Consider the following 23,315-nt stretch of genomic DNA (forward strand, 5'->3'; position numbering starts at 1 on the left):
TTGCCAATGGCCGTCACCCTGGTCAGTCCCGCCGAGCAGGCGCCGCGCGACCATCCCGCCGGCAACCACGACCGCTCCGCCGATCAGCCACCTCATGTCCGCCCCTGTCGCGTCATCTGCTCGTGTGGGTGCCGTCGTTAATTGGCAGCCTTCTGAGCAAACCCTTTCATAAAGGGCGACGGCGCCGGGGCGATTCTGACAGTGAGCGAGCTTCCGCTGGTCAGGTGGCTCCCGCCGAAACTGTCGCAGGCCCCTACAGCATTTCCAGCGGTTGCGGGCCGGTCGGTGGCGGGAACGCCGTGTCGAGTGCCGCCACGTCCTCCTCGGTCAGCTGCACGTCGCGCGCTTCGGCGTTTTCCCGGGTGTGTTCTGGCTTGGACGATCGGGGGATGGCCGCGACCATCTGCTGCCGTAGCAGCCAGGCCAGCGCGACCTGAGCGGGCGTGGCCTCGTGCCGGGCGGCGGCCTCCGCGACCTGGGGGTGGCCGAGCAGTCGACCCTGCTCGATCGGCGAGTACGCCATCACCGGAATTCGATGCTCGCGTAGCCACGGTAGGAGGTCGTACTCGGGACCGCGGCGGGTGAGGTTGTACAGGATCTGATTGGTCGCGCAGGCGCTTCCGCCGGCCTCAAGCAGTTCGGTCATGTCCCCAAGATCGAAGTTGCTCACGCCCCACTGTCCGATGTCACCGGCGTCGACGAGTTCGGCGAACGCCTCGATCGTCTCCGCGAGTGGATGCGTGCCGCGCCAGTGCAGCAGGTAGAGGTCGATGTGGTCGACGCCGAGTCGTTGCAGGCTGCGGCGGCAAGCCTCTACGGTTCCCCGTCGGCTGGCGTTGGACGGCAGCACCTTGTCGACAAGAAAGACGTCGGCGCGTCGTCCGACGATCGCCTCGCCGACGAGTTCCTCGGAAGCGCCGTCACCATACATCTCGGCAGTGTCGATCATCGTCATGCCCAGGTCGAGCCCGGTGCGCAGGGCGGTCATCTCGTCTCGTCGCCGCGCGGGGCGCTCGCCGAGATACCAGGTGCCCTGGCCGAGTACGGGCATGGTCTGGCCGGACGGTAGCTCGATGGCGTCGGCAGGCAGGGTCATGTCGACCTCTCCGATTAACAGTGGGTGGTCTGGGTTACCCGCCGCGAGGGGCTGCACACGCGTAGCGCGGCTCTCTCCCCGCAGGCAGTCGGTGTGCAGCGGGCAGTTTCCCGATTGTCCGCCCTCGGTCGGACCGCGCTGCCCAGTTTCCCGGTTCCCCCACCGGGAAGGCGACCGCGATCTAGCGACGCGCCGCCGACTTGGCGGCGCCACGAAGGGGAGGCCGCAGAAATGGCGCAGAGCCAGCAGCCACTGACCGGCAAGCGAGTCGCTTGCCTCGCCGCCGACGGAGTGGAGGACGTGGAATACACGCGGACCCGAGCCGCCGCGGAGCAGGCGGGAGCCGAGGTCCACCTGATCTCGTTGCAATCCGGCGAGATCCAGTCGATGAACCAGGACATCAACCCTGCCAATCACTATCGAGTCGACCGGACCGTGAACGACGTCGACGCGGCCGACTACGACGCCCTGTTGCTGCCGGGCGGGACGGTCAACCCCGACCGGCTCCGGATGAACCCGCAGGCGATGGACTTCGTGCGGGCGTTCTTCCAGCAACAGAAGCCGGTGGCGGCGATCTGCCACGGCCCGTGGTCTCTCGTCGAGACCGGCATGGTCAATGGCCGGACCCTCACGTCGTTCCCCAGCCTCCGCACCGACATCCGCAACGCCGGCGGGAACTGGGTCGACCAACAGGTGCAGGTCGACAACGGCCTTGTCACCAGCCGCAGCCCCAGCGACCTTCCGGCCTTCTGCGCGAAGATGGTCGAGGAGTTCGCCCAGGGTGAGGACGTCCGCCAGATGGCGACGGCCTGACCGATGGGGCTCAGGGCCGGGGCATCAGGCCGGTCCTGAGCCCGTCTCGGCGGCCGTCCCGGCTGTTTGCCGCAGACGGCCCTGGGTAGGCGCAATCGGTGAGCGGGCCAGACGCAGAGCTAGGCACTCGGTCGGACACCAGCCGCGCCGTGGCGTTCAGCGACGCCATCTTCGCCATCATCATCACGTTGCTGGTCCTGGACCTCCGGGTGCCGGACGTTCCTCCTGGCCGCATCCTGTCTGGCCTACTCAACCAGTGGCCCTCGTACGTCGCGTATCTCGCGTCCTACTCATATGTGGCCGTCGTCTGGCTCAACCACAAGGCGGCGTTCAACCGCATTCGGCAGGTCGATCGCGGCCTGCACTGGATGAACCTGTTCGTGCTGTTCAGCACGGCGCTGCTGCCGTTTCCGACAAGCGTCGTCTCGCACGCCCTGCAGGAACACAACAACACTGACCAGCGTGTGGCCATCGCCTTCTACGCAGCGATCGGCGCGTTGCTGTGCGTGACGTGGCTGGCGTTCTACCACTACCTGGCCCGGAACCCCGATCTGCTGAAGGACCAGGCGAAGGACGACTTCTTTGCCGTGGAGCGGGTCCGGGCCATCGCCGGAGTCGTCCTGTACGTCCTCGCGGGGATAGTCGGCTACCTGGTGGCTCCCTTGATCGGCCTGGTCATTTTCGTTCTCCTGCCCATCTTCTACGCGATCACCAGCGCCGGCCTGTACCAGCTGCGGGTGACCCGACGGATCACCCGCCACCCTCCCCCGCCACCCTGAGGGCGGGGGAACCGCCGTTTCTCCCCGGTCGGGGCGGGTACCCGCCGCAATCCGGTTCGAGAGGGGATCCGAGGTGAACTACAGCGAGTTCGTTGCCGTTTGATGCGTTGGCGCCACGGGTAGACGCGACCGGGTCCGAGGGGGTGGGCCGAGGATCGGCGCCACATACCGATGGTGCGTTCCTATCCGGTTCGCATGCCAGGCGAGGCCCGAGGAGTGCGGGATGACCGAACCGGAGAGTCGGAACACGGGCGCACGGGAGTCGCCCGCGCAACCGCGTGAGCAGGTTGATCAGCAGCGCGACGCCGAGGAAGGCGCGGAATCCGCCCGCCGGGGCCAGAACGGCGGTACAGCTGGCGGGCCAACCGGTGCCAAGCCCGGCGAACGCCCTGTCGTCCCGAAGAGTGGTGAGCGCGGTCTTCCTCAGCCGGCTGGCGGGCACAGCAGCAAGACGATGTCGGACCCGGACGTCGTCCTCCAGATTCCGCAGATCAAGGTCGAGCAGATCAATGTCGAGGTCGACAATCTGGACGCCTCTGTTTCCCTGCGAGCCCGGCTGGGCAGCCTGCTCCAGCTCGACGTGGGCGTTCAGGCGCATCTGGGCACGGTGAAGATCGACATCAGGGGCGTCGAGGCAGAGGCGATGCTCGAGGTGCGACTTGACGAGCTCCGGGGCATTCTCGACAGCGCCCTCCGCACAATCGAGCGCAACCCTCAGATCATCGAGTCGGTGGTGAAGACGGTGGACACGGCGGTGAACCAGGTCGGGCAGACAGCGCAGGAAGCGCTGGGGCCGAATGGGCCGCTGTCGCAGACGCTGCAGCAGGCCACCCAGCAGTTCGGTCAACAACTCGGACAGGCGACGCAGCAGCTCGGGCAGACCACCCAGCAACTGGCTCAGAACAAAGGGACGGCGGCTGGCGGCGCTGTGGAGGGTCTCGGCACCGTGCTGGGCGGGTCTCCGGCCCGAGCGGCGTGGCAACGGATGAAGAAGACAGTCCACAGCAGTCGGCCGCTGAGGCAGGTCACGACGCGGCTGGCAGGGCCGCAGGGGCAGCAGCCGCAGGGCTGATCGACGTCTGCCGTTGGTGGTGGCATAGCAGCTGGCCACGTCACGCCGCCGCATCCTCAGCGGGGTCATGATTGGCCCAGGTTGGTGACCAGGTTGACGGCGACGGCCAGAATGCCAGTTCCGAAGGTGTAGGAGAGCAGCGCATGCCCGAGCGCGACCCGGCGCACGCGGTTGCTTGTCGGTTCGTTCTCCCCCGGGGCGTAGGACATGCCGACCGTGAAGGCTATGTACGCGAAGTCGGAGTACGCCGGCGGCTCTTCCCGCTTGAAGTCGATGCCGCCATCGTCGCGGTAGTACAGCCGGGCGTACTTGAACGCGAAGACCGTATTCACCAGCGCCCACGCCAGGACCACCGCGACGACGCTGAGGATCACCAGCGTGACAGCCACCATGTCCTGCTGGTTCGAGGCGCGGACGAGCGCCTCGGCCACGGCGGCGAGGCTGATGGCGGACGCGATCAGGATCGCCGCATCGGTGGAACTGGATTGCTGCTCCGCCTCGGCAAGCTGCTCGGTACGCCTTGGGCTCGCCGACCAGCAGGCCCGCCACACCCAGACGAGGATCGCCCCCGCCGCGAACGTCCAGATCACCAGCGGCGTCAACTCCGGCGCACCGATCAGCGCGGTGGCGACCCCTGCGACGACACCGACGGCTAACGACCACAGGGCACGCCTGACCGACAGCAGTCGTCCCCGCGCCGGCCGTCCCGAATGCTGCTCCACTTGATCAGCGTTCCAGTTCGAACGGATCATGTAGGGAATACCCGAAGCGATTACCGGATCAGGTCGTGAATATCCTGGCGAGAACCCGCTGGACTCCCAACGGACCCGCCGGTTCAGGGCTGATACTGACCGCGGGTGCGGGGCAACCACTGGGGATGGTGGTCGCGCAGGTAGCCCACCAGTCCCTCGCGCAGGTCGCAGCGCAGGTCCCAGGCGCTGGCGCCGTCGGCGGCCGAGGCCTGCACCTGGATGACCACCGTCTGCGGGGTGGAGTCGACCATCTGGAGCACCCACTGGCCGCGGTCCCACAGCGGCGAGGACTCGACCAGCCGGCGAGCCTCCCGGCGCAGGTCGTCCAGGTCGGCGGTGTGGTCGACATGAATCTGGACTTTGCCGACGACCCGGGACTCGTTCCGGGTCCAGTTCTGGAACGGCCGCTCGGTGAAGTACGTGGTCGGCAGGATGAGCATCCGCTCGTCCCAGAGCCGGATCACCACGTTGGTCAGCTTCACCTCCTCGACCCGGCCCCATTCGCCGTCGACCACCAGCACGTCGCCGACGTGCAAACCGTCGGCGAAGGCGACTTGGACACCGGCGAACGCGTTGCCGAGCGCGGTACGGGCGGACAGGCCGATCAACGCGCCGACCACTCCCGCCGACGTCAGGACGGAGACGCCGAAGAGGCGTACCGGCCGGAAGGTGATCAGGATCAGGCCGATCGCGACGATCGTGACCACGGCGACGGTGAGCCGCCGCACGGGACGGATCTGGGTCCGAGCCCGCCGGACCCGGCGGCTGCTGACCGCGTCGCCCGGTAGTCGGCTGAACGCGACCGCCTCGGCGACGTGCAACGCCCTAATCACCAGCCATGCCCCGGACACGACCAGGGCCACCAGGACGACGTGTCGCAGATGACCCTGCCATCCGGCCGGTCTCAACGGCAGCGCGTAGTTCAGCGCCCCGGCCAGCAGGACCGCCGCCGCCGGGCGGCGGCAGGCGTGCCGCATCGGCTCCAGCAGCCACTGGTAACGGCCATGGGCAACGCGGCGCACCAGCAGGCCAGAGATCAGGTCCACGACCACCGCCGCCGCCAGCGTGGCTACTACGATCAACGCGGTACGCATCAGAGGCCGCTCACCGTAATCCCGACGCCAGCTTCCCCGGGCTCCCTGCCCAGTCCACGTGCCCAGGGTGCCATCCGACTTGGTGATGGACGGCGAAGTTGGCAAACAACCGCTGACGGTCAGCGCCGCATCCGATTTCGCCCCGAGGACACTTTCGCCCCCTTATTCTGACCTCATCCCGGCCGGTCGACGCCGGGTCCGAGTCGGGGGATTGAGACCGCTACGCCGCCGTGATTATCAGCGACTACGGCATCGGCGTCCTGGTAACCAATACCAGCCCCGGCACCTGGGCCTGGTGACGCGGCTCTCTTACCGCTGTTGCTGACTCCGACGTGCAGATTGCAGAGCCGCGTCGAGGCCGTTCAACCGCAGCACGCTCCCGCCGCGCAGGTGCGCCAGGTCCGCGCTGCCGTCGCCCTCGTACTGGACAAACGTCACCTGTTCGGTCCATACCAGGCGGGTACCGTCCGCCTCGACGTCGAGCCGAACGGTGACCAGCGACGTCCATCGCAGTTCGCCGTCGACGAGAGCCTCGTATCCGTAGACGAGCCCGTGGGCACCCGTGATGTCGATGTACCGCGACCGGTACTCCAACTGCTCGGGCACCGTGTCCAGCCCGGTGAAGGTGCTGCGCGCCGTCTCACCACCGCCCACCCGGAAGTCGTGCTCGTACGAGCCTGCGCTGCCGGGAAGCCGGAACCATCGCCGCCTGATCGCGGTGTCGGCGAACGCCGTGAAGACCTCGCCCGGCGGCACGTCGAGGTGCCGCGAGATCGTGAACGTGTCGTGTCGGACCATGTGTGCCTCCCGCTGTCACGGCCACGACGGGTGGCCGCACGCCAGTTACGATCAGTAAGAAACGCGCGCCCAGCGGGTTTAATCCGGCTCTCCGATACGCACTTTGAAGTCAGCCACTGACACATGAGGAACCACAGCCATGACGAGCCTTCTTGGCGCCGACCTCGCACAGCGCGGAGTCGCGCCGGACTGCGTCCAGACGATCGAACTCGTCCGCGACGTGCTGACGCGGGTGGGCGACAAGTGGACCCTGCTGACCATCACGGTCCTGGCGTCCGGCCCGCTGCGCTTCACCGCGCTGCACCGGCAGGTTGCCGGCATCTCCCAGCGGATGCTCAGCCAGACGCTGCGCGCCCTCACCCGCGACGGGCTGGTGACGAGGACCGCATACCCGGAAGTACCCCCGAGGGTCGAATATGCCCTGACGCCACTCGGCCGTTCACTGAACGAGGCCGTGGACGGACTCGTGCACTGGGTCCGTGGCCACCAGAACGACATCGTCCGCAACCGCGACGAGTTCGACCAGAAACCCGGCGATCCCACCATCACCGGGAAGCCGTGATCTGAGCGTCACCTCAGTCGAGGCGGAAGCTCGCCAGGGCTAGTCGTTGGAAGGGCTCGGTCTCGTTCCACTGGCTGTCCTGGGCGATCCAGGACAGGCTGTATGCGCGGGTCTTGTCCTCGTTGACCAGCAACCGGCGGACGTGCAGCCGCGCACCGGCGGCCTGGTCGCAGGTGTACTCCCACTCCGCGGCGCCGCCCGGGCGGATGACCGGCCCGATGCTGACCTTCTGGTAGCCGGCCAGCGCCCCGGTGTTCAGCGCGTCGCGCTCCGCGGCCTCCCACCGCTTCGACGGTACGGAGGAGGCTGTGGCGGAGGGGTCGACGGCAATGGCCCGCACCTCGGCGGGGTCGCGGAAGCACACCAGCGCGCCCTCGGTGTGCCGGGCCCATCCCTCGGGCACCGCCACCAGAAAGCCGGCGGGGTCCTGGTGCCACGCCCACCCGTTCGGCAGGGCGTACGGCGGTCGCACACCGGGCTCGTGCAGTGGCTCGGCGACACTGGAGGCGGCATCGTCCAGGCAAGGGTGGGCCGGCGCCGCCGCTGTCGACTCCACCGCGCCGGCCGCCGCGCCGCCCGGTTCGGCCGCCGGAGGGCTGTCCTGGCCGCGCAGGCCGCCGACCACCGCGCCGGTTGCCGTGCCGACGACGGCCACGACCGCCAGCAGGCCCACCACGGCGCCGGCGAAGGCCCAGCCGGTCGTCCGATCGCGGGCGGTTGGCGCCAGAACCGGAATGACAATGGTGTTGGCCGCGTCCGCGGCGACCGGGGCCGTCGGTGGCACGGCCCGGGGCCGACGGCGGGACGTGGCGCGCACAGCCCGCCAGCGGCGCGCACGGGGCGTCGGCACGGGCTCGATGGGTACGGTCGCCGCGGCCACCTGCTCCAACTGGTCGCGGGCCTCCTGGGCGGTCAGCCGTTGGCGGGGGTTGCGCAGCAGGAGCCCGGTGATCACGCGCTCGAGCGGCCGGACGGTCATCCGGTCCGGCGTCTCGGTGGCCAGGGCGGCAAGCATGGCGAGGGTCGAGGGCCGATCCCACGGCGGGCGGCCCTCCGCGGCCAGGTAGAGCGTCGCGCCGAGGGCCCACAGGTCGGTGGCGGGGGTGGACCTCCCGTCGCGGGCACACTCGGGCGCGATGTACTGGATCGCCGACAGGGTCGCCGTGGTGACGGTCGCCGGATCCCGGGCGTCGAAGATCGACAGACCGAATCCGCCGAGCATGACCCGCCCATCGTCGGCGAGCAGTACGTTGTGCGGCCGGACCTCCCGATGCATCACCCCCACCGCGTGGGCGGCACTCAGTGCGGCAATCAGGTGCAGGCCGACCCGCGCCACCTCGGCCGGTGCCAGCGGACCGTCGGTGGCAACCACCTCGGACAGGGACCGGGAGGGTACGTGCTCCATGACGAGCCACAGGAATCCGTTGGTGCTCAGCACGTCCCACACCCCGACCACGCCCGAATGATCCAGGCCGGCCAGGCCGCGTACCTCCCCGAGCGTTCTGTCCCGTAGCCGGGACCGCTCGGCGTCGCTCACCCACCCCGGCAGGGCGATCTGCCTGAGCGCGACGTGCCGGTCGAGCACCTCGTCGCGGGCCAGCCAGACGCGTCCCGGGGTCGCGGTGTCCCCCATCAGCAGGAGCCTGCGGTACCGGCCGGCGAGCAACTCGTCATCCATGTGAGTGATTCGGAGCGGTCCGCCGTGCGGATGGGTGGAGGTGACGGACCGGGCCGGCCGCGGGTGTGCCGGCCCGGCTGCGCTCAGCTCAGCTCGACAGTACCCAGGATATCGGTGGGGGCGACGGAGCCACCGACGGGCTCGTTGGACACCCCGAACGTGCCCGCGTCGGCGACCGGGCCGATGACCATGGTCGACGCCCGGTCCCCCTCGGCGAGCTGTCCCACCTTGCGGGGCTCGCTGCCACGGATGAGCCAGAGCTCGTAGATCCGCCCGGCGCCGGGCGCGGGCAGGTCGCGCAGCAGCACCACACCGCGATCACGGTCACGGGAGACCACCACTGTGGCGGCGCCGCCGGGCTGCAGCGGCCGCTCGAACACCCGGGCGTCCGGGGCGTCCAGAACGGCGGCGATCTGCCGCGCCTGAGCGCTGCTGGCCTGCTCGTCGCTGATCCGATCGTTGCTGACGGTCCAGGTCACCGCGCTCGCGCCGCCGGCCAGGAGCACGGCCGCGGCGGCAGCCACGGTGAGCTGTCGCCACCTGCCTGCCCGCCGTCCGCCACCGGCGCCCGTGGCAATGACGCGCAACTGGGGAGTCCGGGCCGCCTGGGCGAGGGTCCGCTCCCGCAATGCCGCCGGGGTCGCCTCGACGTCGGTCTCGTCGGCGAGCCGCGCGACGGTCTCCCGCAACTCGGCCACCTCGTCGCGACACGGCTCGCACTCGGCCAGGTGCCGTTCGAACGCGGCCCTCTCGACGTCGTCGACCGCGTCCAGGACGTAGGCGCCAGCGAGGGTGTGCACATCGGCGCTCATGCCCGTCCCCCCATTTCGATGCCCAGGCAGTCGCGCATCCGGATCAGTCCGTCGCGCATCCGCGTCTTCACCGTCGGCAGCGGTGTCTGCAACTTCTCGGCGACCTCTCGGTAGGTGTGACCGCCGTAGTAGGCAAGGGTCACCGACTCCCGCTGCACCGGGGTCAGCCGGTCCAGGCACCGGCGGACCTGTTCCCGCTCCAACCGGGCGGTGACATCCTCGACCACTTCGTCGTAGGGAACGTGTTGCTCGGTCGCGGCGACCTGCAGGACCCGGTTGGTGTGGGCCTGTTCGGAGCGCACCCGGTCCACGGCGCGGCGGTGCGCCATGGTGAGGATCCACGCCGAGGCGGAGCCGCGGCCGGCGTCGAAGCGGCCGGCGGTGCGCCACACCTCGACCATCACCTCCTGCGTCACCTCCTCCGCCTGCGCCGGATCGCGTACGACCCGCCGGGCCAGCCCGAGGACCCTGCCCGCCATCGCGTCGTACAGCGTGGCGAACGCCGCCTCGTCGCCGCGCGCCACTCGCGGCAGCAACTCGTCGGCGTTCGGTGGGGTCGCCGTGTCCGGCGGCACCGAACGCAACCGCCGTGCCTGTTCCGGGTCACCGCTCATTCTCGGCCTGTCCTCTCCTGTGCTGGCGACGGTTCGGTGTGCCGCGGTGTACTCGGTGCTCAGGCGGGATGAGCGTGGGCAAGGCGCGCGTAGACGATGACATTGTCGCGGTAGTGCTGGGTGGTGTCGTCGAACTCGCCGCCGCAGGTGATCAGGCGTAGCGCCGCGTGGTCGGTCGCCCCGTACACCTCAGCTGTGGGAAAGCGGTCCTTGGGATACTGCTCGACCTTGCTGACGGTGAACATCGCGGTGCTGCCGTCCTGCCGGTCGACGGTGATCCCGGCGCCGACCGGCAGCGTGCCCAGGTCGAAGAACGTCCCGCGGCGGCCCTTCCAGTTGACGTGCCCGGCGAGCACGGCCGGACCGAGAGCACCGGGCGTCGGCGCCTTGGTGAACCAGCCCACGTCGGTGGCGCTGTCCGGAACCTGCATCGCACCGTCCGCCTGTAGGCCGAGGGCGACGATCGCGGCGGTGGCCTTCAGCGACGGGATCGACACCCGCGTCGGCGGCGAGCCGACCATCAGCGGTCCCGAGGTCAATTCGCCCGGCCCGGTCGCCGGGACAGCAGACGCGTTCGCGGCCGGTGCCGCAGCGGACGCGTCGGGTCGGGGTGGGTCTCCCCCGCGACCGGCGACGGCGAGACCGATCGTCAGGGCCGCCGTCACGGTGAGGATGCCGGCCGTCGCCAGGAGCGCGTGGCGCCCCCGGCGACGGTCGGCCGGCACTGGTGCGTCGCCGGTGTCCAGCACGACTGCCTCCGGCTCAGCGCTCGCCGGCGAGCCGACGGCGCGCGACGACCGCACCGGCTGCGCCGAGCAGCGCGAGGCCACCCACGGCGTACATCATCATCGGCGATCCGCCGGAGGTGCTGCCGTCGCCGGTGGCGACACCCCCTGCGGGTACGGAGCCGGCGGCGGCACCGCTGACCATGCCGCACGTCGCGGGGTCGGTGGCCTCGGCGGGGATGTCGTTGACGCCGATAGACTTCGCGAACGTCGACTCCCCGAGCGCCTCCATGTCGTACTTGCCGTTCTTGTTGGCGTCGATGCCGTGCTGCACGAGGTGCAGATCCTTCAGGTGCTCGATCGTGCCCTTGGGCAGGTCAGCGGCGGGGATGGTGCGCTCGTAACTGAGGTTGCCCTTCGCGTCGGCCGTCGGCATCCGGTCCACCGCAAGGCCGCTGGCCTTTGTGGTGTCTCCGGTGGTGGTCAACGAGATGAAGATGTCCCCGTACATCTTGAGGCCCTCTTCGGTGCTGACATAACCGTTGCCGTTCGCGTCGGCGGACTTGTCCGGGCAGTGGAAGTCCATGCCGTTGGCCGCGCCGTGCACGTGCTGGGCGTGCGGCGAGTTCGGCGTCATGCCCTTCGACCGGATCATGACCTTGAGGTCACCGCCGCTCGTCGCGGTCAACGTCGCGGTGCCTGTCGCGCCGGTCTCGTTGAGGTCCTGTAACTGGACCTGCACGCTCTCGTCGGCGTGAGCGACGCCCGGGAACGCGAGGATCAGCGCGGCCGCGGGCACGGCAAGCAGGGCTCGGGACAATTTCACAACAAATCTCCGTCTCCGCCTGGGTACGGCGTTGATGCTCAGGTGCTGTCGTGAGGGATTCGTCGCCTCCCGTCCAGCGGATTGGTCCCGGCCCGGATTCTTTTCCGGCCCGTACAGTCACCCGGCGGACCACAGCAGGTCAGGTGATGGTGACTGTGGTGCTGTGCCAGCCGGTCGCGCCGTCGGGGAAGGGCGCTGCGCGTTGGCCGGTCTGGGTGACGCCGGTGGCATCGGTGGCCCGTACGCGCAGGGTGTGGCTGCCGGGGGTGGCGTCCCAGCGGTAGGTCCACTGCCGCCACAGGTCCGGTGACGGCCCGTCGGCGAGGCGGGCCGGCCGCCACGGCCCGTCGTCGATCTGCACCTCGGCGGCGGTGATTCCGCGACGTTGCGCCCAGGCGACACCGGCGATCATGACGGGGCCGGCGCGCCGTTGGGCGAAGGGTTTCGGGGTGTCGATGCGGGACGCGGTCTTGACCGGTGCGTCAGCGGCCCACCCACGCTGCACCCAGTAGGGATCGAACGCGTCGAAGGTGCTCACCTGCAGGGAGGTGAGCCACTTGCAGGCGCCGACGTAGCCGTAGAGGCCGGGGACGAGCATGCGGACGGGGAAGCCGTGTTCCAGGGGCAGGGGTTCGCCGTTCATGGCCACCGCCAGGAGCGCGTCGCGGCCGTCGAGGATCGCCTCCAGCGGGGTGCCGATGGTCATGCCCTCCACGGAACGGCTGACGAGCTGGTTCTGCCCGGCGCGGATGCCCGCCTCGCGTAGCAGCGGCGCCAGCGGGACCCCTGTCCAGCGGGCGGTGCCGATGTAGGGACCGCCGACCTCGTTGGAGACGCAGTTGAGGGTGATGTCGCGCTCCACCACACCGCGGGCGAGGAGGTCGTCGAATGTCCAGGTGCGGGGCCGGTCGACCGCTCCGTCCAAGGTCAGCCGCCAGGTTTTCACGTCGACCTGCGGGACGGTGAGGGCGGTGTCGACCCGGTAGAAGTCCCGGTTGGCTGTGAGAAACGGCGAGACCCCGTCCACGCCGGCGGTGACGCCACCGGGTAGCGGCGGCGCGGGTTGCGCCGGCGACGGTATGCGGACGGCGGCGCGGGAACGGGCGCCTGCCGCGCTGCGGCGACCGACAGCCTGGCCGATGGTTGCCGTGGCGCCGGCGGCGAGCGCTGTCCCCGCCGCCGTGACCAGAAACTGGCGGCGGTTGAGAAGCCGAGGCCGGCTCGACTCCGTGGCCGTGACCGTCCGAGCCGCGCGTACCAACAGCAGCATCGCGGCGATCCCCACGCCGGCGCCCGCCAGTACCGGCAGGACGTCCACCGGCGTCGCGGTCGGGCGGGACAGGACGGCGGTGACACCGACAGCAGCGAACACCGCGAGGCCGGCGAGACCGTAGCGGCGTCGTCGTATCGCTAGCGCGCCGAGCACCACCGCGCTCAGGGCCAGGAGGGTGTAGACGCCGGCGAGGAGGGCGATCTTGTCGTTGGTGCCGAAGGTACGGATGGCGAACGCCTTGACCGGTTGCGGTGCCAGATCGATCGCGACGCCGCCGACCGCCAGCACCGGATCGGCAGCCGGATCGACAAGCGCCGCGACGAGATGCGCCACGCCGAGGGCGACGCCGGCGCTCAGCACGCCGACGAGGAGGCCGCGGACGGCGGTCGCGTTCCGGGACGACCCCGGCCGGCGAGTCGCCGGCCGGGGCTCGTTGGTGGTGGACACCATCAGTTCTTGGGCATCAGGACGCTGTCAACGATGTACACGGTGGCGTTGGCCGTCGAGACGTTGCCGCAGACCACCATCGAGGTGCCGTCGACGGTGAACGAGGAACCGCCGCCGGTCACCGTGACGTCGTCACCCTGCAACGTCTTGTGGGTTCCGGCCAGGGTGTCCGGGGACAACTGGGTCGTCACCACGTGGTGGGTGAGGATCTTCTTCAGCATGGCGTCGTCGGCCAGGACCTTGTCCAGGTCGGCCTTCGGAAGCTTGGCGAACGCGTCGTTGGTCGGCGCGAACACCGTCACGCCCTGCGCGCCGTTGAGGGAATCCACCAGGTTGGCCTTCTTCACCGCCGTCACCAGCGTCGACAGCAGCGGATTGCCGGACGCGGCGGTGGCCACCGGCACCTTCGCCATCGCATCGAAACTTCCTGGGTTGGCCGGATCGGTCGGCACGGCCGCGCATCCCGGACCGAACTGACCCGACATCATCATCGACGGCGAGGCCGAGGCCATCGGTGCGCTGGCGGACGTGCTCGGCGTGCCGCTGGCGGTGTCCTCGCTGTCGGTACCGCCGCAGGCGGACAGGGCCAGCACGGCGATTACGCCGACCGTGGCAAACAGGCGCCGCTTCATACGAACTCCTCAGATGCTTGTACTCGATTGCTGCTGTCATGAGGCATTCGAGGCCGACCCACGGACGGATGGGCACAAGATCGGAATTCTTTTGCTGGCGACAATGACGAGCGCCGGGTCCGGGCACGTTGACCCAGCCTTTGGTAAGTAGTAGCTTACCGTTCGTGGGGACTTACCAAGTTGATGATGGGTGGGACGCGCTCGGCGATCCCACGAGGCGCGCCATCATCGCGTGCCTGGCCGAACGACCCCGCGCCGTCGGCGAACTCGCCGAGGTCCTGCCAATCAGCAGGCCAGCGGTTTCCCAACACCTCAGAGTGCTCAAAGACGCCGGCCTCGTCACCGACCGCGCCGCCGGCACCCGCAGGGTCTACCGGCTCAACCCGGCAGGTGTCGCCGCCCTTCGAGACCAGCTCGACACGTACTGGAACCGCGCCCTCACAGGCTTTCAGGACGCGGCCGAAAGACCCACCGAGGAGGAGTCATGACCGAAACCGCCGAGGTCGTCGTGCGCCGGCACGTCATCGTGCAGGCACCCATCGAGCGAGCCTTCACCGTGTTCACCGAACGATTCGGCGACTTCAAACCGCGCGAGCACACCCTGCTCAGCGCCGGGACCGCCGAGACCGTCTTCGAACCGAAGGTCGGCGGCCACATCTACGATCGCAGCGCCGACGGCGAAGAATGCCGGTGGGCCCGGGTCCTGGCGTACGAACCCCCGAAACGCGTCGTGTTCAGCTGGGACATCAGCCCGACCTGGCAGGTCGAGACCGACCTGGCCAACACCAGCGAGGTCGAGGTCACCTTCATCGCCGAAACCCCGGAGCGCACTCGGGTCGAATTGGAGCACCGCAACCTTGACCGGCACGGCCCCGGCTGGCCCGCGGTCCGCGACGGCGTCGCCCACGACGAAGGCTGGCCGCTCTACCTTGCCCGATACGCCAACCTGTTCGTCGAGGACAACTGAGGCGAGGACCGCGACGTCGACGACGCCGGTCGGCCCGTAGGAAGCGCCCGCCGCGACGGGCCACCTCCCACCGGGTTACCCGACCGGGGTCGCTGCGCTAGAGGCCCAGGCTGCGCAGGGTCGGCACGGTCTGGCCCACCCAGGCGAGGTCGGCGTCCTCGCGGGCGCCCTGGGTACGTTGCGTGCCGGCCAGGAACCACAGGAAGTAGGTGGTGTAGCCGGGTGCGCTGACCACCGTGTGGTATCCCTCGGGCATCATCTGCATGACGTGATCGCGGATGGTGACGTTCTCCTCGTACCCCTCGTCGGTGTAGACCCGGCTGATGCCGAACCCGTCCGCCGGGTTGACGCGGTAGTAGTACATCTCCTCGTGTGCGGCCTCGGCGGGCAGGTCGTCGACCTTGTGCCGGTGCGGCGGGTAGGTGCTCCAGTTGCCCGAGGGCGTGTAGGTCTCGCCGACGATGAGCCGGCGGGCGGGCAGTTCCGGTTGGGAGACCTCGGTGAGGATCTGGTGGTAGGTACGGCCGAAGTTGGCCGCTCCCCAGTTGCCGGTCGCGACCTGCTCCGGCGCGATGACATAGGGGTCGGTGGCCAGGTCGCTGGGGGCGCTGGGGAGGGCGATCTCCACGGCGGTCACGGCCTCGACGGTCACCGAGGAGCCGGCCGGGATGTAGACGGAGTGCGGCTTGCCGGAGAAGACGTCCGAACGCCGGCCGACCTGCGAAAAATGGTGGTCGGCGACGGTGAAGTTGGCGGTGCCGCCGAGGATGACGGCCAGGATCTCCCGGTCACCGGACTCGCCGGTCCAGGACTCGCCGGCCGAGAGCCGCAGCAGGGTGAAGTCCAGCAGTCGGCAGGGGTTGAAGGGCAGCGTGTTCCGGCCGTCGGCGGCGGGAATGGCGCAGTGGTAGCGGTAGTCCATGATCACCTTTCGGAGGATGCGGGGCGGTGCGGTCGGTCCTGGCTGTTACCAGGGGCTGGTCCAGCCAGGGATCGTGGCGCGGGTGAGGGCTTCCAGGTAGAAGTAGTCGCCCCACAGGGTTCCCTCGTCGACGCCGACGTCCTTGGGTTTGTCGTAGACGCCGTGCAGGATCAGCGCGTTCGAGGCCGAATGGCCACCGGTGGAGTAGCGCTCGATGAGCGAGCGCAGGATCTCGGCGGCGGCTGTCCGGTACCGATCGGCGCTGGCCGGGTCGGTGAGGCTGTCGGCGAGTTCGTGCAGGCCGCAGACGGCGATGGCCGCGGCCGAGCTGTCCCGCTCCTGGCCACTGCCGTCGCCGAACTCCAGGTCCCAGTACGCGACGTGGTCGTCGGGCAGGTGGGCGAGGAAACGGTCGGCGCAGGTCTTCGCGGCGGCGAGCAGCGCGGGGTCGCCGATGTGCCGGTGGTTGAGGCTGAACCCGTAGATGCCCCAGGCCTGTCCGCGGGCCCAGCAGGAGTTGTCGGCGTGGCCCTGTTCGGTCTCGCCACGCAGTGGCACACCGCTGCCCGGATCCCAGTAGAAGGTGTGGAAGGTGGTGCCGTCCGGGCGCAGGATGTGCTGGCGCAGTTGCTCGGTGTGCCGGCGGGCCGCGGTGGCGTAGCGGTCGTCGCCGGTGGTCTGGCTGGCCCAGAAGAGCAGCGGCGTGTTCATGAGGCTGTCGATGATGGTGCGGCCCCGTTGGCGGGGGTCGTTCAGGTCGCCCCAGGCCTGGATGATGCCGGCGGGTTCGAGGACGCGCGTCATCAGGTGGTCCGCGGCGGCGAGAGCCGCGCCTCGGGCCCGCGGATCGCCGGTACGGCGGGCCGGGGTGACGCAGGAGAGGGTGTAGAGGAATCCGAGGTCGTGGGTGTCCAGGTCGATGCCGCGGTCCACCCGATCCGCGAAGCTGCCCACGTGGGACAGTGCTGCCCGCAGGTGGCGGTCGTCACCGGTCAGGTCGTGCGCCAACCAGAGCTGACCGGGCCAGAAGCTCGTGGTCCAGCCGACGTTGCCGCCCTCGGGTTGGCCGGCGCTCGGTGGCCGCAGCGGGTAGCGGTTGGCGTCGGTGGTGTCCGCGGGGTACCGGTCGCCGAAGGTGGCGATGTTCGCGTCGACGGTACGTATCGCGGCGGCCACCGCGGCCGCCGTGGCCTCTGCGTCGGAGCTGGGACGGACGTCGGTCGCCGTCATGGATGCTGTTCTCCCTCGTGGGTCCGGTCCGGTGCCGGGCAGGTGTCTCATCGGCGCCCCGGCTCGGTGGCCGGGACGTGGTGGTCAGGCGCGCTGGGGTGCGGCCGCCGGTGGGTCGAGGGCGGCGCGCACTGTGAATCGGCTGTTGGCCCAGACGACGTAGAGCAGCGGCGCGGCGGCGAGGCCGAGCGCGATCGCGGGACGGGCCGCCAGGAGCTGGGCGAGCAGCACGAGCACGAGCAGGGACACGGCGGTGAGGTACCACCGGCGCACCGCCAGATACACGCAGGTACGGGCCACCTCACGCAACCGCGCGGTGGGCTGGTCGGCGAGGGTCACCAACCCGAGCAGCGTGGTCGCGACGGTGAGGACGATCAGGGTCGCCAGCACCGGCAGGGCGAGTGCTCCGACCCGGTGGCCCCATGCGGCGCGGGCGTCGACGGCGAGCACCACCAGGGCGGTCATGGCCGCCGCCGTCCAGAGCATCGCCGGCCGGGCGGTGGCTCGCCAGGCGCGGCCGTAGGTGCGCAGGACACCACCGGTGTCGCCGGCCGAGTAGGCGGACATGACAGCGAAGGCCGCACAGAGCCCGGGCGCGCAGAGCGGTGCGGTCAGCGCGTAGAGCGGCCAGGAGCGCGCCGCGTCGGTGGTGAACGCGAGCGTCACCAGTGGCAGGCCACCGAGCACCAGCAGCAGGTTGGTGACGAGCGTGACGTAGAACCCGTCGAAGACGGCGGTGATGGTGTTGTGGCGCGAACGCATGGGCCTCAACCCTTCAGTCCGGTCGAGGCAACGCCCTCGATGAAGTAGCGCTGACCGAGCAGGAAGATGACAGCGACGGGCAGCACGGACAGCACCGAGCCCGTCATGATCAGCGCATACTCGGCGTTGTACTGGGAGATGAAGGTGTTCAGCCCCAACTGGACGGTGCGCAGTTCCGGACTGCGCAGGTAGACGAGCGGGCCGAGGTAGTCGTTCCAGGTGGTCGTGAACATCAGCAGGGCCAGGCTGGCGAGCGCCGGCCGGGACAGCGGCAGAATGATCCGCCGGTAGATGCCGTACTCGCTGAGCCCGTCGACCCGCGCCGCTTCGCTGAGTTCCTCGGGGATCGTCTCGTAGAACTGCTTCATCAGGAACACGCCGATCGCGCCGAACGCCTGGATCGCGACGATCGACCACAGCGTGTTCGACAGGTGCAGCTTCGACATGAGGATGAACTGCGGGATCATGTACGACTGCCAGGGCACCGCGATCGTCCCGACGTACGCCAGGAAGAGCAGGTTGCGTCCGGGGAAGCGGACGCGGGCGAAGCCGTAGGCCGCGAAGCTGCCGGTGAGCACCTGCAGGAAGGTGACGATCACCGACAGCAGCATGGTGTTCCACAGCCACGTCGTCATGTCCGAGCGCTGCCAGATGTCGATGTAGTTTCGCCACACCACCGGATCGGGGAGCCAGGTGATCGGGATGGTGAATACGTCGTTGTTTGTCTTCAACGACGCCACCACCATCCAGAAGAACGGCAGCAGCAGCCCGGCCGCCGCGAGCACGAGAGCGGCGTACCCGAGGAGCCGCCCGCCCATGGACCGGACCGGTCGGCGGGGCGCGCGGTTGCCGGGCGCGGCGACGGCCGGGGTGGGCAGGGAGAGGTCGGTCGCGGTCATCAGCTGTTCCTCCGCTTGTTGACCATGAACTGGATGACCGTGATGCCGAAGCAGATGGCGAACAGGACGATGGAGACCGCCGAGGCGTAGCCGAACTGGTTCTCCTCGAAGCCCTTCTGGTAGATGTACTGCGAGAGCACAAGTGTCGACTGGCCCGGTCCGCCGCCGGTCATCACGAGGATGAGGTCGAAGACCTTGAAGCTTTCGATGGTGAGCAGCACCGTGACGAAGAAGGTCGTGGTTCGCAACCCGGGCAGGGTCACGTGCACGAACCGCTGCCACGGTGAGGCGCCGTCGGTCTCGGCCGCCTCGTAGAGCTGGGCCGGGATGGTCTGCAGGCCGGCCAGGAACAGCAGCATGTAGTAGCCCATGTACCGCCAGGTGCCGACGATGATGACCGCCGGCATCGACCAGGTCGCCGACGCGGTCCAGCCCGGCGGATTGTCCACCCCGACGGCGCCGAGCAGAGCGTTGATCGGGCCGTACTCCGGGCTGAACAGCTGGTTCCAGACGACCGCGATCGCCACGATCGAGGTGATGTAGGGGAAGAAGGCGATGGTGCGGAAGAACCGTACGCCGCGCAGTTTCCGGTTGAGCAGCAGCGCCAGCCCGAGTGCCGCCGCGAGGGTCAGCGGGATGTGGAAGACGGCGTAGTAGACGGTGTTGCGCAGTGCGGTCCAGAAGCTCGAGTCGTCCCACATCCGCCGGAAGTTCGCGGTGCCGGTCCACTCGGCCACCCCGAAGACGTTCCAGTTGGTGAACGCCACGTAGAACAGCACGACGACGGGGAGCAGGGTGAGCAGTGCGAAGCCGAGGAAGTTGGGAAGGATGAACGACCAGCCGGCGACCGTGTTGCGCGACACCAGCCGCCGGTTCCTGGGTCTCGTGCGCGGCAATGTTGCCATAGGGAGTCTCCGGAAGCGTTCAGCATGGCGGCGGGACCGGCGTGCGGCTCAGGCGCGCCGGGCCCGCCATCAGCTCACTGGTTGAGGACTTCGTTCTTGGCGCGGGTCTGCGCCTTGCTCAGCTCCTCGTCGACGCCCTTGCTGTCGGAGAGGATCGCCGAGTGCGTCTCGTTGAGGAGGTTCTGCAGGCCGGCGGTGTGCTTCGACACCGGGTTCTCCGGCTTGATGGTGTGCTTCGAGTAGGCGAACTTCGACAGCTCGTCCTGCGGCACGCCGTCCAGCCCGAACAGCGACGTGGTGACCGCGTCGGTGACCTGGGCCGGGGTGATGCCGATCCCGGCCAGCGCCTTGCCGGCCTCCGGGCCGGCCGCGTACTTGAGGAAGTCCTTGGCCGCGGCGGTCTTGGACTTGCTGATCTTCGGGTTGATCCCCAGGCCGGTCGGGTCACCGAAGGTGACGGGCGTGGCGGAGGTGCCGGTGGTGGACTTGTCGAACTGCGGCGCCGGCGCGATGCCCCACTGGAACTTGTCGGCGTCACCGCTCTGTCGCTGGTTGAGCAGCGTGGCCACGTACCAGGTGCCCATCAGCAGCATCGCCGACTGCTGCTTGCCGAACTGCGCCTGGTAGGTGAGCTTGTTGGTCTTCGCCGTGCCGAAGGTCGGCTGCGCGCCGGCCGCCTGCAGGTCCAGTGACCGCTCGTAGTAGGGCTTCAGGAAGCCGAAGTCCCCGGAGAGCAGGTCCGCGTTGGGGGTCTGGGCGAGCGCGAATCCCTGCACTGTCGACTGGAAGGTGTGCTGGTAGGCGCCGGTCGCGTTCGAGCCGGCCCCCTTCAGCCCGGTGTGCAGTCGCTTCGCCGCGTCGGTGTAGTCGTCCCAGGTCCAACTGCCGTCCGGCGGCGTCACCTTCGCCTTGGCGAACAGGTCCTTGTTGTAGAACAACACCCAAGAGTCCTGCCGGTACGGCACCGCGTACGCCTTGCCGTCCACCTGGTAGGGCGCGAGCCCCGGGGCCGAGCCGAGACCGGAGGCGGCGTCGGAGACGTCGAGCAGCTGACCACCGCTCTGGTACGTGTAGAAGTTCTTGAGGTTCTTCATGACGTAGACGTCCGGGGCGGTGCCGGCGGCCAGGTCCGTGATCATCTGGGTGTCGTAGTCGTTGCCCGGGGCGTACTCCTTGAGCTCCACCGTCACGTTCGGGTGGGTCGCCTTGAAGCCGTCGGCGAGCGTCTTGAACTCGGGCGTGGACGACAGGCTCCAGCCGGCCAGGGTGATCGTCACAGGGGCGTTGGGGTCGACTGGCTCGTCTCCACCCCCGCAGCCGGCGAGAACAAGCGTCAGGGCCGTCGCAGCGCTGATGACGGCCGGTATCGCACGCTTCATCCCTTTCTCCTTAACTCAGGGGGCCCGGACGGGCCCGCACTGCTACCAGGACACCTGGGTGGGCCTGGCATGCTCCGTTTCCAGACGGGTCGACGTGCTGACCCCGTCGGGCCAGTCGACCGCGAGGTGGAGGCCGCGGACGTCCTCGTCGATGACGGCCCGGCCTGCCTGCCCGCCCGTGGCCACCGGCACTGTGGACAGTTCGCTGAAGGTGGCGATCCATGCCCCCGGCCGGACGGGGTAGTCCAGCCAGGGCACGACCAGCCCTCCGGCCAGGGGCCCGCCGTGCGGAACGGCGGTGGCGCCGGCCGTTCCGCCGCCGTGCACGCTTCCGAGCCAACTGGTGAGGCCACCCCCGGCCACTGTCGTCACACTGGCGCCGACGGTGGCCGTCGCATCTCCGGCAACGGCCCAGCCGCCGATCCGTAGCCGCAGCGCAGCGGCCTCGACACCTTCGACGAGGCTGTCGACGCGGGTCAGACGGAACTCCCAGGGGCCGCGGACCAGCGAGTACACGGTGAGGTGCCCGGCCGGTTGGGACTGGCCCACGCGGCCGCCGCCGTGATCGCGCTGACCCGGATCCGGGTCGACCCAGTGGGCGAGCGCACGGGACCCGGCCACACCCACGCCGTCGGTGTCGACGCGCACGGTCAGCAGGCGCATGCCGGCGCGGTGGGTGACCCGACCCGCGTCGTCGACGAGAGTGACGGACTGGTCGAGCGGACTGGCCCAGCCGCTGTCGTCGAGGACGGGGGTGGTCGCGGTGGAGTAACCCAGACGGGCGTAGAGCGGGGAGTCCGAGACGGTGGCGCCCTCGACGGCGTGGTCGGTGCCGTGGTTGACGACGCGGACGATGCCGTCGGCGCGGGTGCCCGAGACCAGCCAGCCCGGCGCGTGTATCGCCCGCACCGTGTCCCGCTCCTGCACCGGCAGCGGCTCCTCGGGCGTCGTCCACACCGGATGGTCGGCGGGTAGCGCGATGCCGAGCAGGCCCTTGCTGGCCCAGTACGGCGAGGCCGGCCCGGAGTACGACTGCGCCAGTCGCGGCCACGGCCCGTGCCAGCCGAGGGTGAGTAGACCGCGCTCGTCGAAGGCGTCGTTGGCGACGAAGTGGCGCACGATGCGGGTAGCCGCACCGCGCAACTGGCCGAGGCCGACCGAGGGCACGCCGGCGACCGCGCCGACCCAGAACGGCGCCGCCGCAGCGAAGCGGTAGATCAGGCTTCGTCCCTGGATCAACGGTGATCCGTCGGCGCCCACGAGCGCGACCGCGTCGCTCAGGAAGCGGTCGAGGCCGGCCAGGTCCCGTTCGCGGCGCTGCTCGGCCAGGTCGGCGGCGCCGGCCATCCGGGACCACAGCGTCGGGTACACGTGCAGGGCCCAACCCACATAGTGGTCGTAGGCGCGCTCCGGCCCGTCGGACATCCAGCCGCCCCCGCGGGCGAAGCCGTCGTGGGTGGTCAGGTCCTCGTTCATTTCGTCGAGCGAGTGTGGCCCGCCCACCGAACGCAGGAACGTCTGCACGACCAGCCGGAACCAGACCCAGTTGATCCGTGGGTACGTGTCGTCGCCGACCGCCGGGCGCAGATAGTCCACCACCCGCTCGCGCACCACGGACGGCAGCCGATCCCAGATCCACTGACGGGTCAGGTCCAGGACCAGCGCGATGGAGGCCGCCTCCACCTTCGCCTGGGGATGCTCGTCCAGGCGCACCCAGCGGTCCGGGGAACGCGGGTCGGTCCCCGCGGCGATGCCGGCCGCGTACCGGTCCACGAGCTCGTCCACGCCCACGCCCCGGGCACCCGCGATGCGGAAGCCGGCCAGCAGGAAGGTGCGAGCGAAGCCCTCCAGGCCATCGATGGCCCGGCCGTAACCGCCCTCCGGTCCGGGAAGGGTGACGAGGGCGTGCCCGGGCGACGCGAACGGCCGGGCGGCGGCGAGCATCCGGTCGGCGAGGGTCAGCCAGTCATCCCGGTTCCAGGTCGCGCCGGCAGCGGCGTCCGAGCCCGTCCCCGGCGCCATCCGGCCGGTCGCCCCGAACGTCATCCGAGGTCCTGTCGCATCGGTCCGTCTCCGTGGAAGGTGGCGAGCGGGGCGTTGCCCATGAATGTGACGCGCAGGCATCCACTGGGTTTCCGAAGTAAAACGCTCACAACCGAGCAAGTCAATGCCGCTCCCAAACCGATGTGAGCACATCCGATCAGAACGACGCACGATGCCGCCGCCATAAGCGCTCTGATACGCTCAGATTCGCTCACAGACGGTCCATCCGTCCGAG

General features: G+C 69.5%; 24 protein-coding genes. 6 read left to right on the top strand and 18 right to left on the bottom strand.

Features of this window, described 5'->3' with window-relative positions:
* Window positions 1-253: 253 nt before the first annotated feature.
* Window positions 254-1,096 carry an aldo/keto reductase gene (locus KBX71_RS04235; RefSeq protein WP_210816602.1) on the bottom strand — a complete coding sequence of 281 codons (843 nt, stop codon included), beginning with the start codon at window positions 1,094-1,096 and terminating at the stop codon, window positions 254-256.
* A gap of 231 nt (window positions 1,097-1,327) precedes the next feature.
* Here KBX71_RS04235 and KBX71_RS04240 point away from each other — a divergent pair, with 231 nt between their 5' ends.
* The 3 genes from KBX71_RS04240 to KBX71_RS04250 all read left to right on the top strand — a co-directional run bounded on the left by KBX71_RS04240 (window position 1,328) and on the right by KBX71_RS04250 (window position 3,760).
* Window positions 1,328-1,909, top strand: coding sequence for a type 1 glutamine amidotransferase domain-containing protein (locus tag KBX71_RS04240; protein WP_210816603.1), 582 nt, complete (start codon window positions 1,328-1,330; stop codon window positions 1,907-1,909).
* A 149-nt stretch (window positions 1,910-2,058) separates the two neighbouring features.
* On the top strand, window positions 2,059-2,688 hold the full coding sequence (locus KBX71_RS04245) for a TMEM175 family protein (protein WP_307846954.1): 630 nt from the start codon (window positions 2,059-2,061) through the stop codon (window positions 2,686-2,688).
* Between the two features lie 223 nt (window positions 2,689-2,911).
* Window positions 2,912-3,760 carry a hypothetical protein gene (locus KBX71_RS04250; RefSeq protein ID WP_210816605.1) on the top strand — a complete coding sequence of 283 codons (849 nt, stop codon included), beginning with the start codon at window positions 2,912-2,914 and terminating at the stop codon, window positions 3,758-3,760.
* Between the two features lie 65 nt (window positions 3,761-3,825).
* Here the strand turns inward: KBX71_RS04250 and KBX71_RS04255 are convergent, their stop codons facing one another.
* The 3 genes from KBX71_RS04255 to KBX71_RS04265 form a co-directional block, all read right to left on the bottom strand.
* Entirely contained in the window at window positions 3,826-4,512 is a 687-nt protein-coding gene (locus KBX71_RS04255) for a DUF1345 domain-containing protein (RefSeq protein WP_210816606.1), read from the bottom strand.
* A gap of 83 nt (window positions 4,513-4,595) precedes the next feature.
* Window positions 4,596-5,606, bottom strand: coding sequence for a mechanosensitive ion channel family protein (locus KBX71_RS04260; protein ID WP_210816607.1), 1,011 nt, complete (start codon window positions 5,604-5,606; stop codon window positions 4,596-4,598).
* Between the two features lie 309 nt (window positions 5,607-5,915).
* Window positions 5,916-6,404: an SRPBCC domain-containing protein gene (locus tag KBX71_RS04265; protein WP_210816608.1), complete on the bottom strand. Its 489-nt coding sequence runs from the start codon at window positions 6,402-6,404 to the stop codon at window positions 5,916-5,918.
* Between the two features lie 139 nt (window positions 6,405-6,543).
* Here KBX71_RS04265 and KBX71_RS04270 point away from each other — a divergent pair, with 139 nt between their 5' ends.
* Entirely contained in the window at window positions 6,544-6,966 is a 423-nt protein-coding gene (locus KBX71_RS04270; protein ID WP_210816609.1) for a helix-turn-helix domain-containing protein, read from the top strand.
* Between the two features lie 13 nt (window positions 6,967-6,979).
* Here KBX71_RS04270 and KBX71_RS04275 read toward each other — a convergent pair whose 3' ends face one another.
* The 7 genes from KBX71_RS04275 to KBX71_RS04305 all read right to left on the bottom strand — a co-directional run bounded on the left by KBX71_RS04275 (window position 6,980) and on the right by KBX71_RS04305 (window position 13,973).
* Entirely contained in the window at window positions 6,980-8,644 is a 1,665-nt protein-coding gene (locus KBX71_RS04275) for a serine/threonine-protein kinase (protein WP_210816610.1), read from the bottom strand.
* Between the two features lie 83 nt (window positions 8,645-8,727).
* On the bottom strand, window positions 8,728-9,456 hold the full coding sequence (locus KBX71_RS04280; RefSeq protein WP_210816668.1) for an anti-sigma factor domain-containing protein: 729 nt from the start codon (window positions 9,454-9,456) through the stop codon (window positions 8,728-8,730).
* Window positions 9,453-10,070 carry a sigma-70 family RNA polymerase sigma factor gene (locus KBX71_RS04285; protein ID WP_124820988.1) on the bottom strand — a complete coding sequence of 206 codons (618 nt, stop codon included), beginning with the start codon at window positions 10,068-10,070 and terminating at the stop codon, window positions 9,453-9,455. Before KBX71_RS04285 ends, KBX71_RS04280 begins: the two co-directional genes overlap by 4 nt.
* Window positions 10,071-10,129: 59 nt before the next feature.
* Window positions 10,130-10,819: a class F sortase gene (locus KBX71_RS04290; protein ID WP_210816611.1), complete on the bottom strand. Its 690-nt coding sequence runs from the start codon at window positions 10,817-10,819 to the stop codon at window positions 10,130-10,132.
* Window positions 10,820-10,832: 13 nt separating this feature from the next.
* A complete protein-coding gene (locus tag KBX71_RS04295) occupies window positions 10,833-11,621 on the bottom strand; it encodes a hypothetical protein (RefSeq protein WP_210816612.1) in 789 nt (262 codons plus the stop codon).
* 139 nt (window positions 11,622-11,760) lie between these two features.
* Window positions 11,761-13,341: a molybdopterin-dependent oxidoreductase gene (locus KBX71_RS04300; protein ID WP_374102575.1), complete on the bottom strand. Its 1,581-nt coding sequence runs from the start codon at window positions 13,339-13,341 to the stop codon at window positions 11,761-11,763.
* A 2-nt stretch (window positions 13,342-13,343) separates the two neighbouring features.
* Window positions 13,344-13,973: a fasciclin domain-containing protein gene (locus KBX71_RS04305; RefSeq protein ID WP_210816614.1), complete on the bottom strand. Its 630-nt coding sequence runs from the start codon at window positions 13,971-13,973 to the stop codon at window positions 13,344-13,346.
* A gap of 164 nt (window positions 13,974-14,137) precedes the next feature.
* Between KBX71_RS04305 and KBX71_RS04310 the strand changes: the two genes are divergently transcribed.
* Both KBX71_RS04310 and KBX71_RS04315 read left to right on the top strand, forming a co-directional pair.
* The gene (locus tag KBX71_RS04310; protein ID WP_205780120.1) at window positions 14,138-14,461 is read left to right on the top strand and encodes a helix-turn-helix transcriptional regulator; all 324 of its coding nucleotides are present in this window, start codon (window positions 14,138-14,140) and stop codon (window positions 14,459-14,461) included.
* The gene (locus KBX71_RS04315; protein WP_210816615.1) at window positions 14,458-14,940 is read left to right on the top strand and encodes an SRPBCC family protein; all 483 of its coding nucleotides are present in this window, start codon (window positions 14,458-14,460) and stop codon (window positions 14,938-14,940) included. The genes KBX71_RS04310 and KBX71_RS04315 overlap by 4 nt, the downstream gene beginning before the upstream one ends.
* Window positions 14,941-15,037: 97 nt before the next feature.
* Here the strand turns inward: KBX71_RS04315 and iolB are convergent, their stop codons facing one another.
* The 7 genes from iolB to KBX71_RS04350 all read right to left on the bottom strand — a co-directional run bounded on the left by iolB (window position 15,038) and on the right by KBX71_RS04350 (window position 23,083).
* Complete coding sequence (iolB, locus tag KBX71_RS04320; protein WP_210816669.1) at window positions 15,038-15,862, bottom strand: 5-deoxy-glucuronate isomerase; 825 nt, start codon at window positions 15,860-15,862, stop codon at window positions 15,038-15,040.
* A 45-nt stretch (window positions 15,863-15,907) separates the two neighbouring features.
* Complete coding sequence (locus KBX71_RS04325; protein ID WP_210816616.1) at window positions 15,908-17,092, bottom strand: glycoside hydrolase family 88 protein; 1,185 nt, start codon at window positions 17,090-17,092, stop codon at window positions 15,908-15,910.
* 84 nt (window positions 17,093-17,176) lie between these two features.
* Window positions 17,177-17,854 carry a hypothetical protein gene (locus KBX71_RS04330; protein ID WP_210816617.1) on the bottom strand — a complete coding sequence of 226 codons (678 nt, stop codon included), beginning with the start codon at window positions 17,852-17,854 and terminating at the stop codon, window positions 17,177-17,179.
* A 5-nt stretch (window positions 17,855-17,859) separates the two neighbouring features.
* Complete coding sequence (locus KBX71_RS04335) at window positions 17,860-18,753, bottom strand: carbohydrate ABC transporter permease (RefSeq protein ID WP_210816618.1); 894 nt, start codon at window positions 18,751-18,753, stop codon at window positions 17,860-17,862.
* Window positions 18,753-19,616, bottom strand: coding sequence for a sugar ABC transporter permease (locus tag KBX71_RS04340; protein WP_307846955.1), 864 nt, complete (start codon window positions 19,614-19,616; stop codon window positions 18,753-18,755). The genes KBX71_RS04335 and KBX71_RS04340 overlap by 1 nt, the downstream gene beginning before the upstream one ends.
* Window positions 19,617-19,732: 116 nt before the next feature.
* Complete coding sequence (locus KBX71_RS04345; RefSeq protein WP_210816620.1) at window positions 19,733-21,037, bottom strand: ABC transporter substrate-binding protein; 1,305 nt, start codon at window positions 21,035-21,037, stop codon at window positions 19,733-19,735.
* 42 nt (window positions 21,038-21,079) lie between these two features.
* Window positions 21,080-23,083 carry a DUF2264 domain-containing protein gene (locus KBX71_RS04350; RefSeq protein WP_210816621.1) on the bottom strand — a complete coding sequence of 668 codons (2,004 nt, stop codon included), beginning with the start codon at window positions 23,081-23,083 and terminating at the stop codon, window positions 21,080-21,082.
* Between the last annotated feature and the right edge of the window lie 232 nt (window positions 23,084-23,315).

The sequence above is a fragment of the Micromonospora sp. D93 genome, assembly GCF_018070365.1.
Taxonomy (GTDB): Bacteria; Actinomycetota; Actinomycetes; order Mycobacteriales; family Micromonosporaceae; genus Micromonospora; species Micromonospora ureilytica.

What these genes read in the sequence shown, in the direction of transcription:
- KBX71_RS04325 (WP_210816616.1), bottom strand. Translation starts at nt 17,092, where the DNA reads ATGACGGCGACCGACGTCCGTCCCAGCTCCGACGCAGAGGCCACGGCG.
- KBX71_RS04235 (WP_210816602.1), bottom strand. Translation starts at nt 1,096, where the DNA reads ATGACCCTGCCTGCCGACGCCATCGAGCTACCGTCCGGCCAGACCATG.
- iolB (WP_210816669.1), bottom strand. Translation starts at nt 15,862, where the DNA reads ATGGACTACCGCTACCACTGCGCCATTCCCGCCGCCGACGGCCGGAAC.
- KBX71_RS04260 (WP_210816607.1), bottom strand. Translation starts at nt 5,606, where the DNA reads ATGCGTACCGCGTTGATCGTAGTAGCCACGCTGGCGGCGGCGGTGGTC.
- KBX71_RS04345 (WP_210816620.1), bottom strand. Translation starts at nt 21,037, where the DNA reads ATGAAGCGTGCGATACCGGCCGTCATCAGCGCTGCGACGGCCCTGACG.
- KBX71_RS04350 (WP_210816621.1), bottom strand. Translation starts at nt 23,083, where the DNA reads ATGACGTTCGGGGCGACCGGCCGGATGGCGCCGGGGACGGGCTCGGAC.
- KBX71_RS04240 (WP_210816603.1), top strand. Translation starts at nt 1,328, where the DNA reads ATGGCGCAGAGCCAGCAGCCACTGACCGGCAAGCGAGTCGCTTGCCTC.
- KBX71_RS04275 (WP_210816610.1), bottom strand. Translation starts at nt 8,644, where the DNA reads ATGGATGACGAGTTGCTCGCCGGCCGGTACCGCAGGCTCCTGCTGATG.
- KBX71_RS04265 (WP_210816608.1), bottom strand. Translation starts at nt 6,404, where the DNA reads ATGGTCCGACACGACACGTTCACGATCTCGCGGCACCTCGACGTGCCG.
- KBX71_RS04255 (WP_210816606.1), bottom strand. Translation starts at nt 4,512, where the DNA reads ATGATCCGTTCGAACTGGAACGCTGATCAAGTGGAGCAGCATTCGGGA.
- KBX71_RS04335 (WP_210816618.1), bottom strand. Translation starts at nt 18,753, where the DNA reads ATGACCGCGACCGACCTCTCCCTGCCCACCCCGGCCGTCGCCGCGCCC.
- KBX71_RS04315 (WP_210816615.1), top strand. Translation starts at nt 14,458, where the DNA reads ATGACCGAAACCGCCGAGGTCGTCGTGCGCCGGCACGTCATCGTGCAG.
- KBX71_RS04250 (WP_210816605.1), top strand. Translation starts at nt 2,912, where the DNA reads ATGACCGAACCGGAGAGTCGGAACACGGGCGCACGGGAGTCGCCCGCG.
- KBX71_RS04305 (WP_210816614.1), bottom strand. Translation starts at nt 13,973, where the DNA reads ATGAAGCGGCGCCTGTTTGCCACGGTCGGCGTAATCGCCGTGCTGGCC.
- KBX71_RS04285 (WP_124820988.1), bottom strand. Translation starts at nt 10,070, where the DNA reads ATGAGCGGTGACCCGGAACAGGCACGGCGGTTGCGTTCGGTGCCGCCG.
- KBX71_RS04280 (WP_210816668.1), bottom strand. Translation starts at nt 9,456, where the DNA reads ATGAGCGCCGATGTGCACACCCTCGCTGGCGCCTACGTCCTGGACGCG.
- KBX71_RS04330 (WP_210816617.1), bottom strand. Translation starts at nt 17,854, where the DNA reads ATGCGTTCGCGCCACAACACCATCACCGCCGTCTTCGACGGGTTCTAC.
- KBX71_RS04270 (WP_210816609.1), top strand. Translation starts at nt 6,544, where the DNA reads ATGACGAGCCTTCTTGGCGCCGACCTCGCACAGCGCGGAGTCGCGCCG.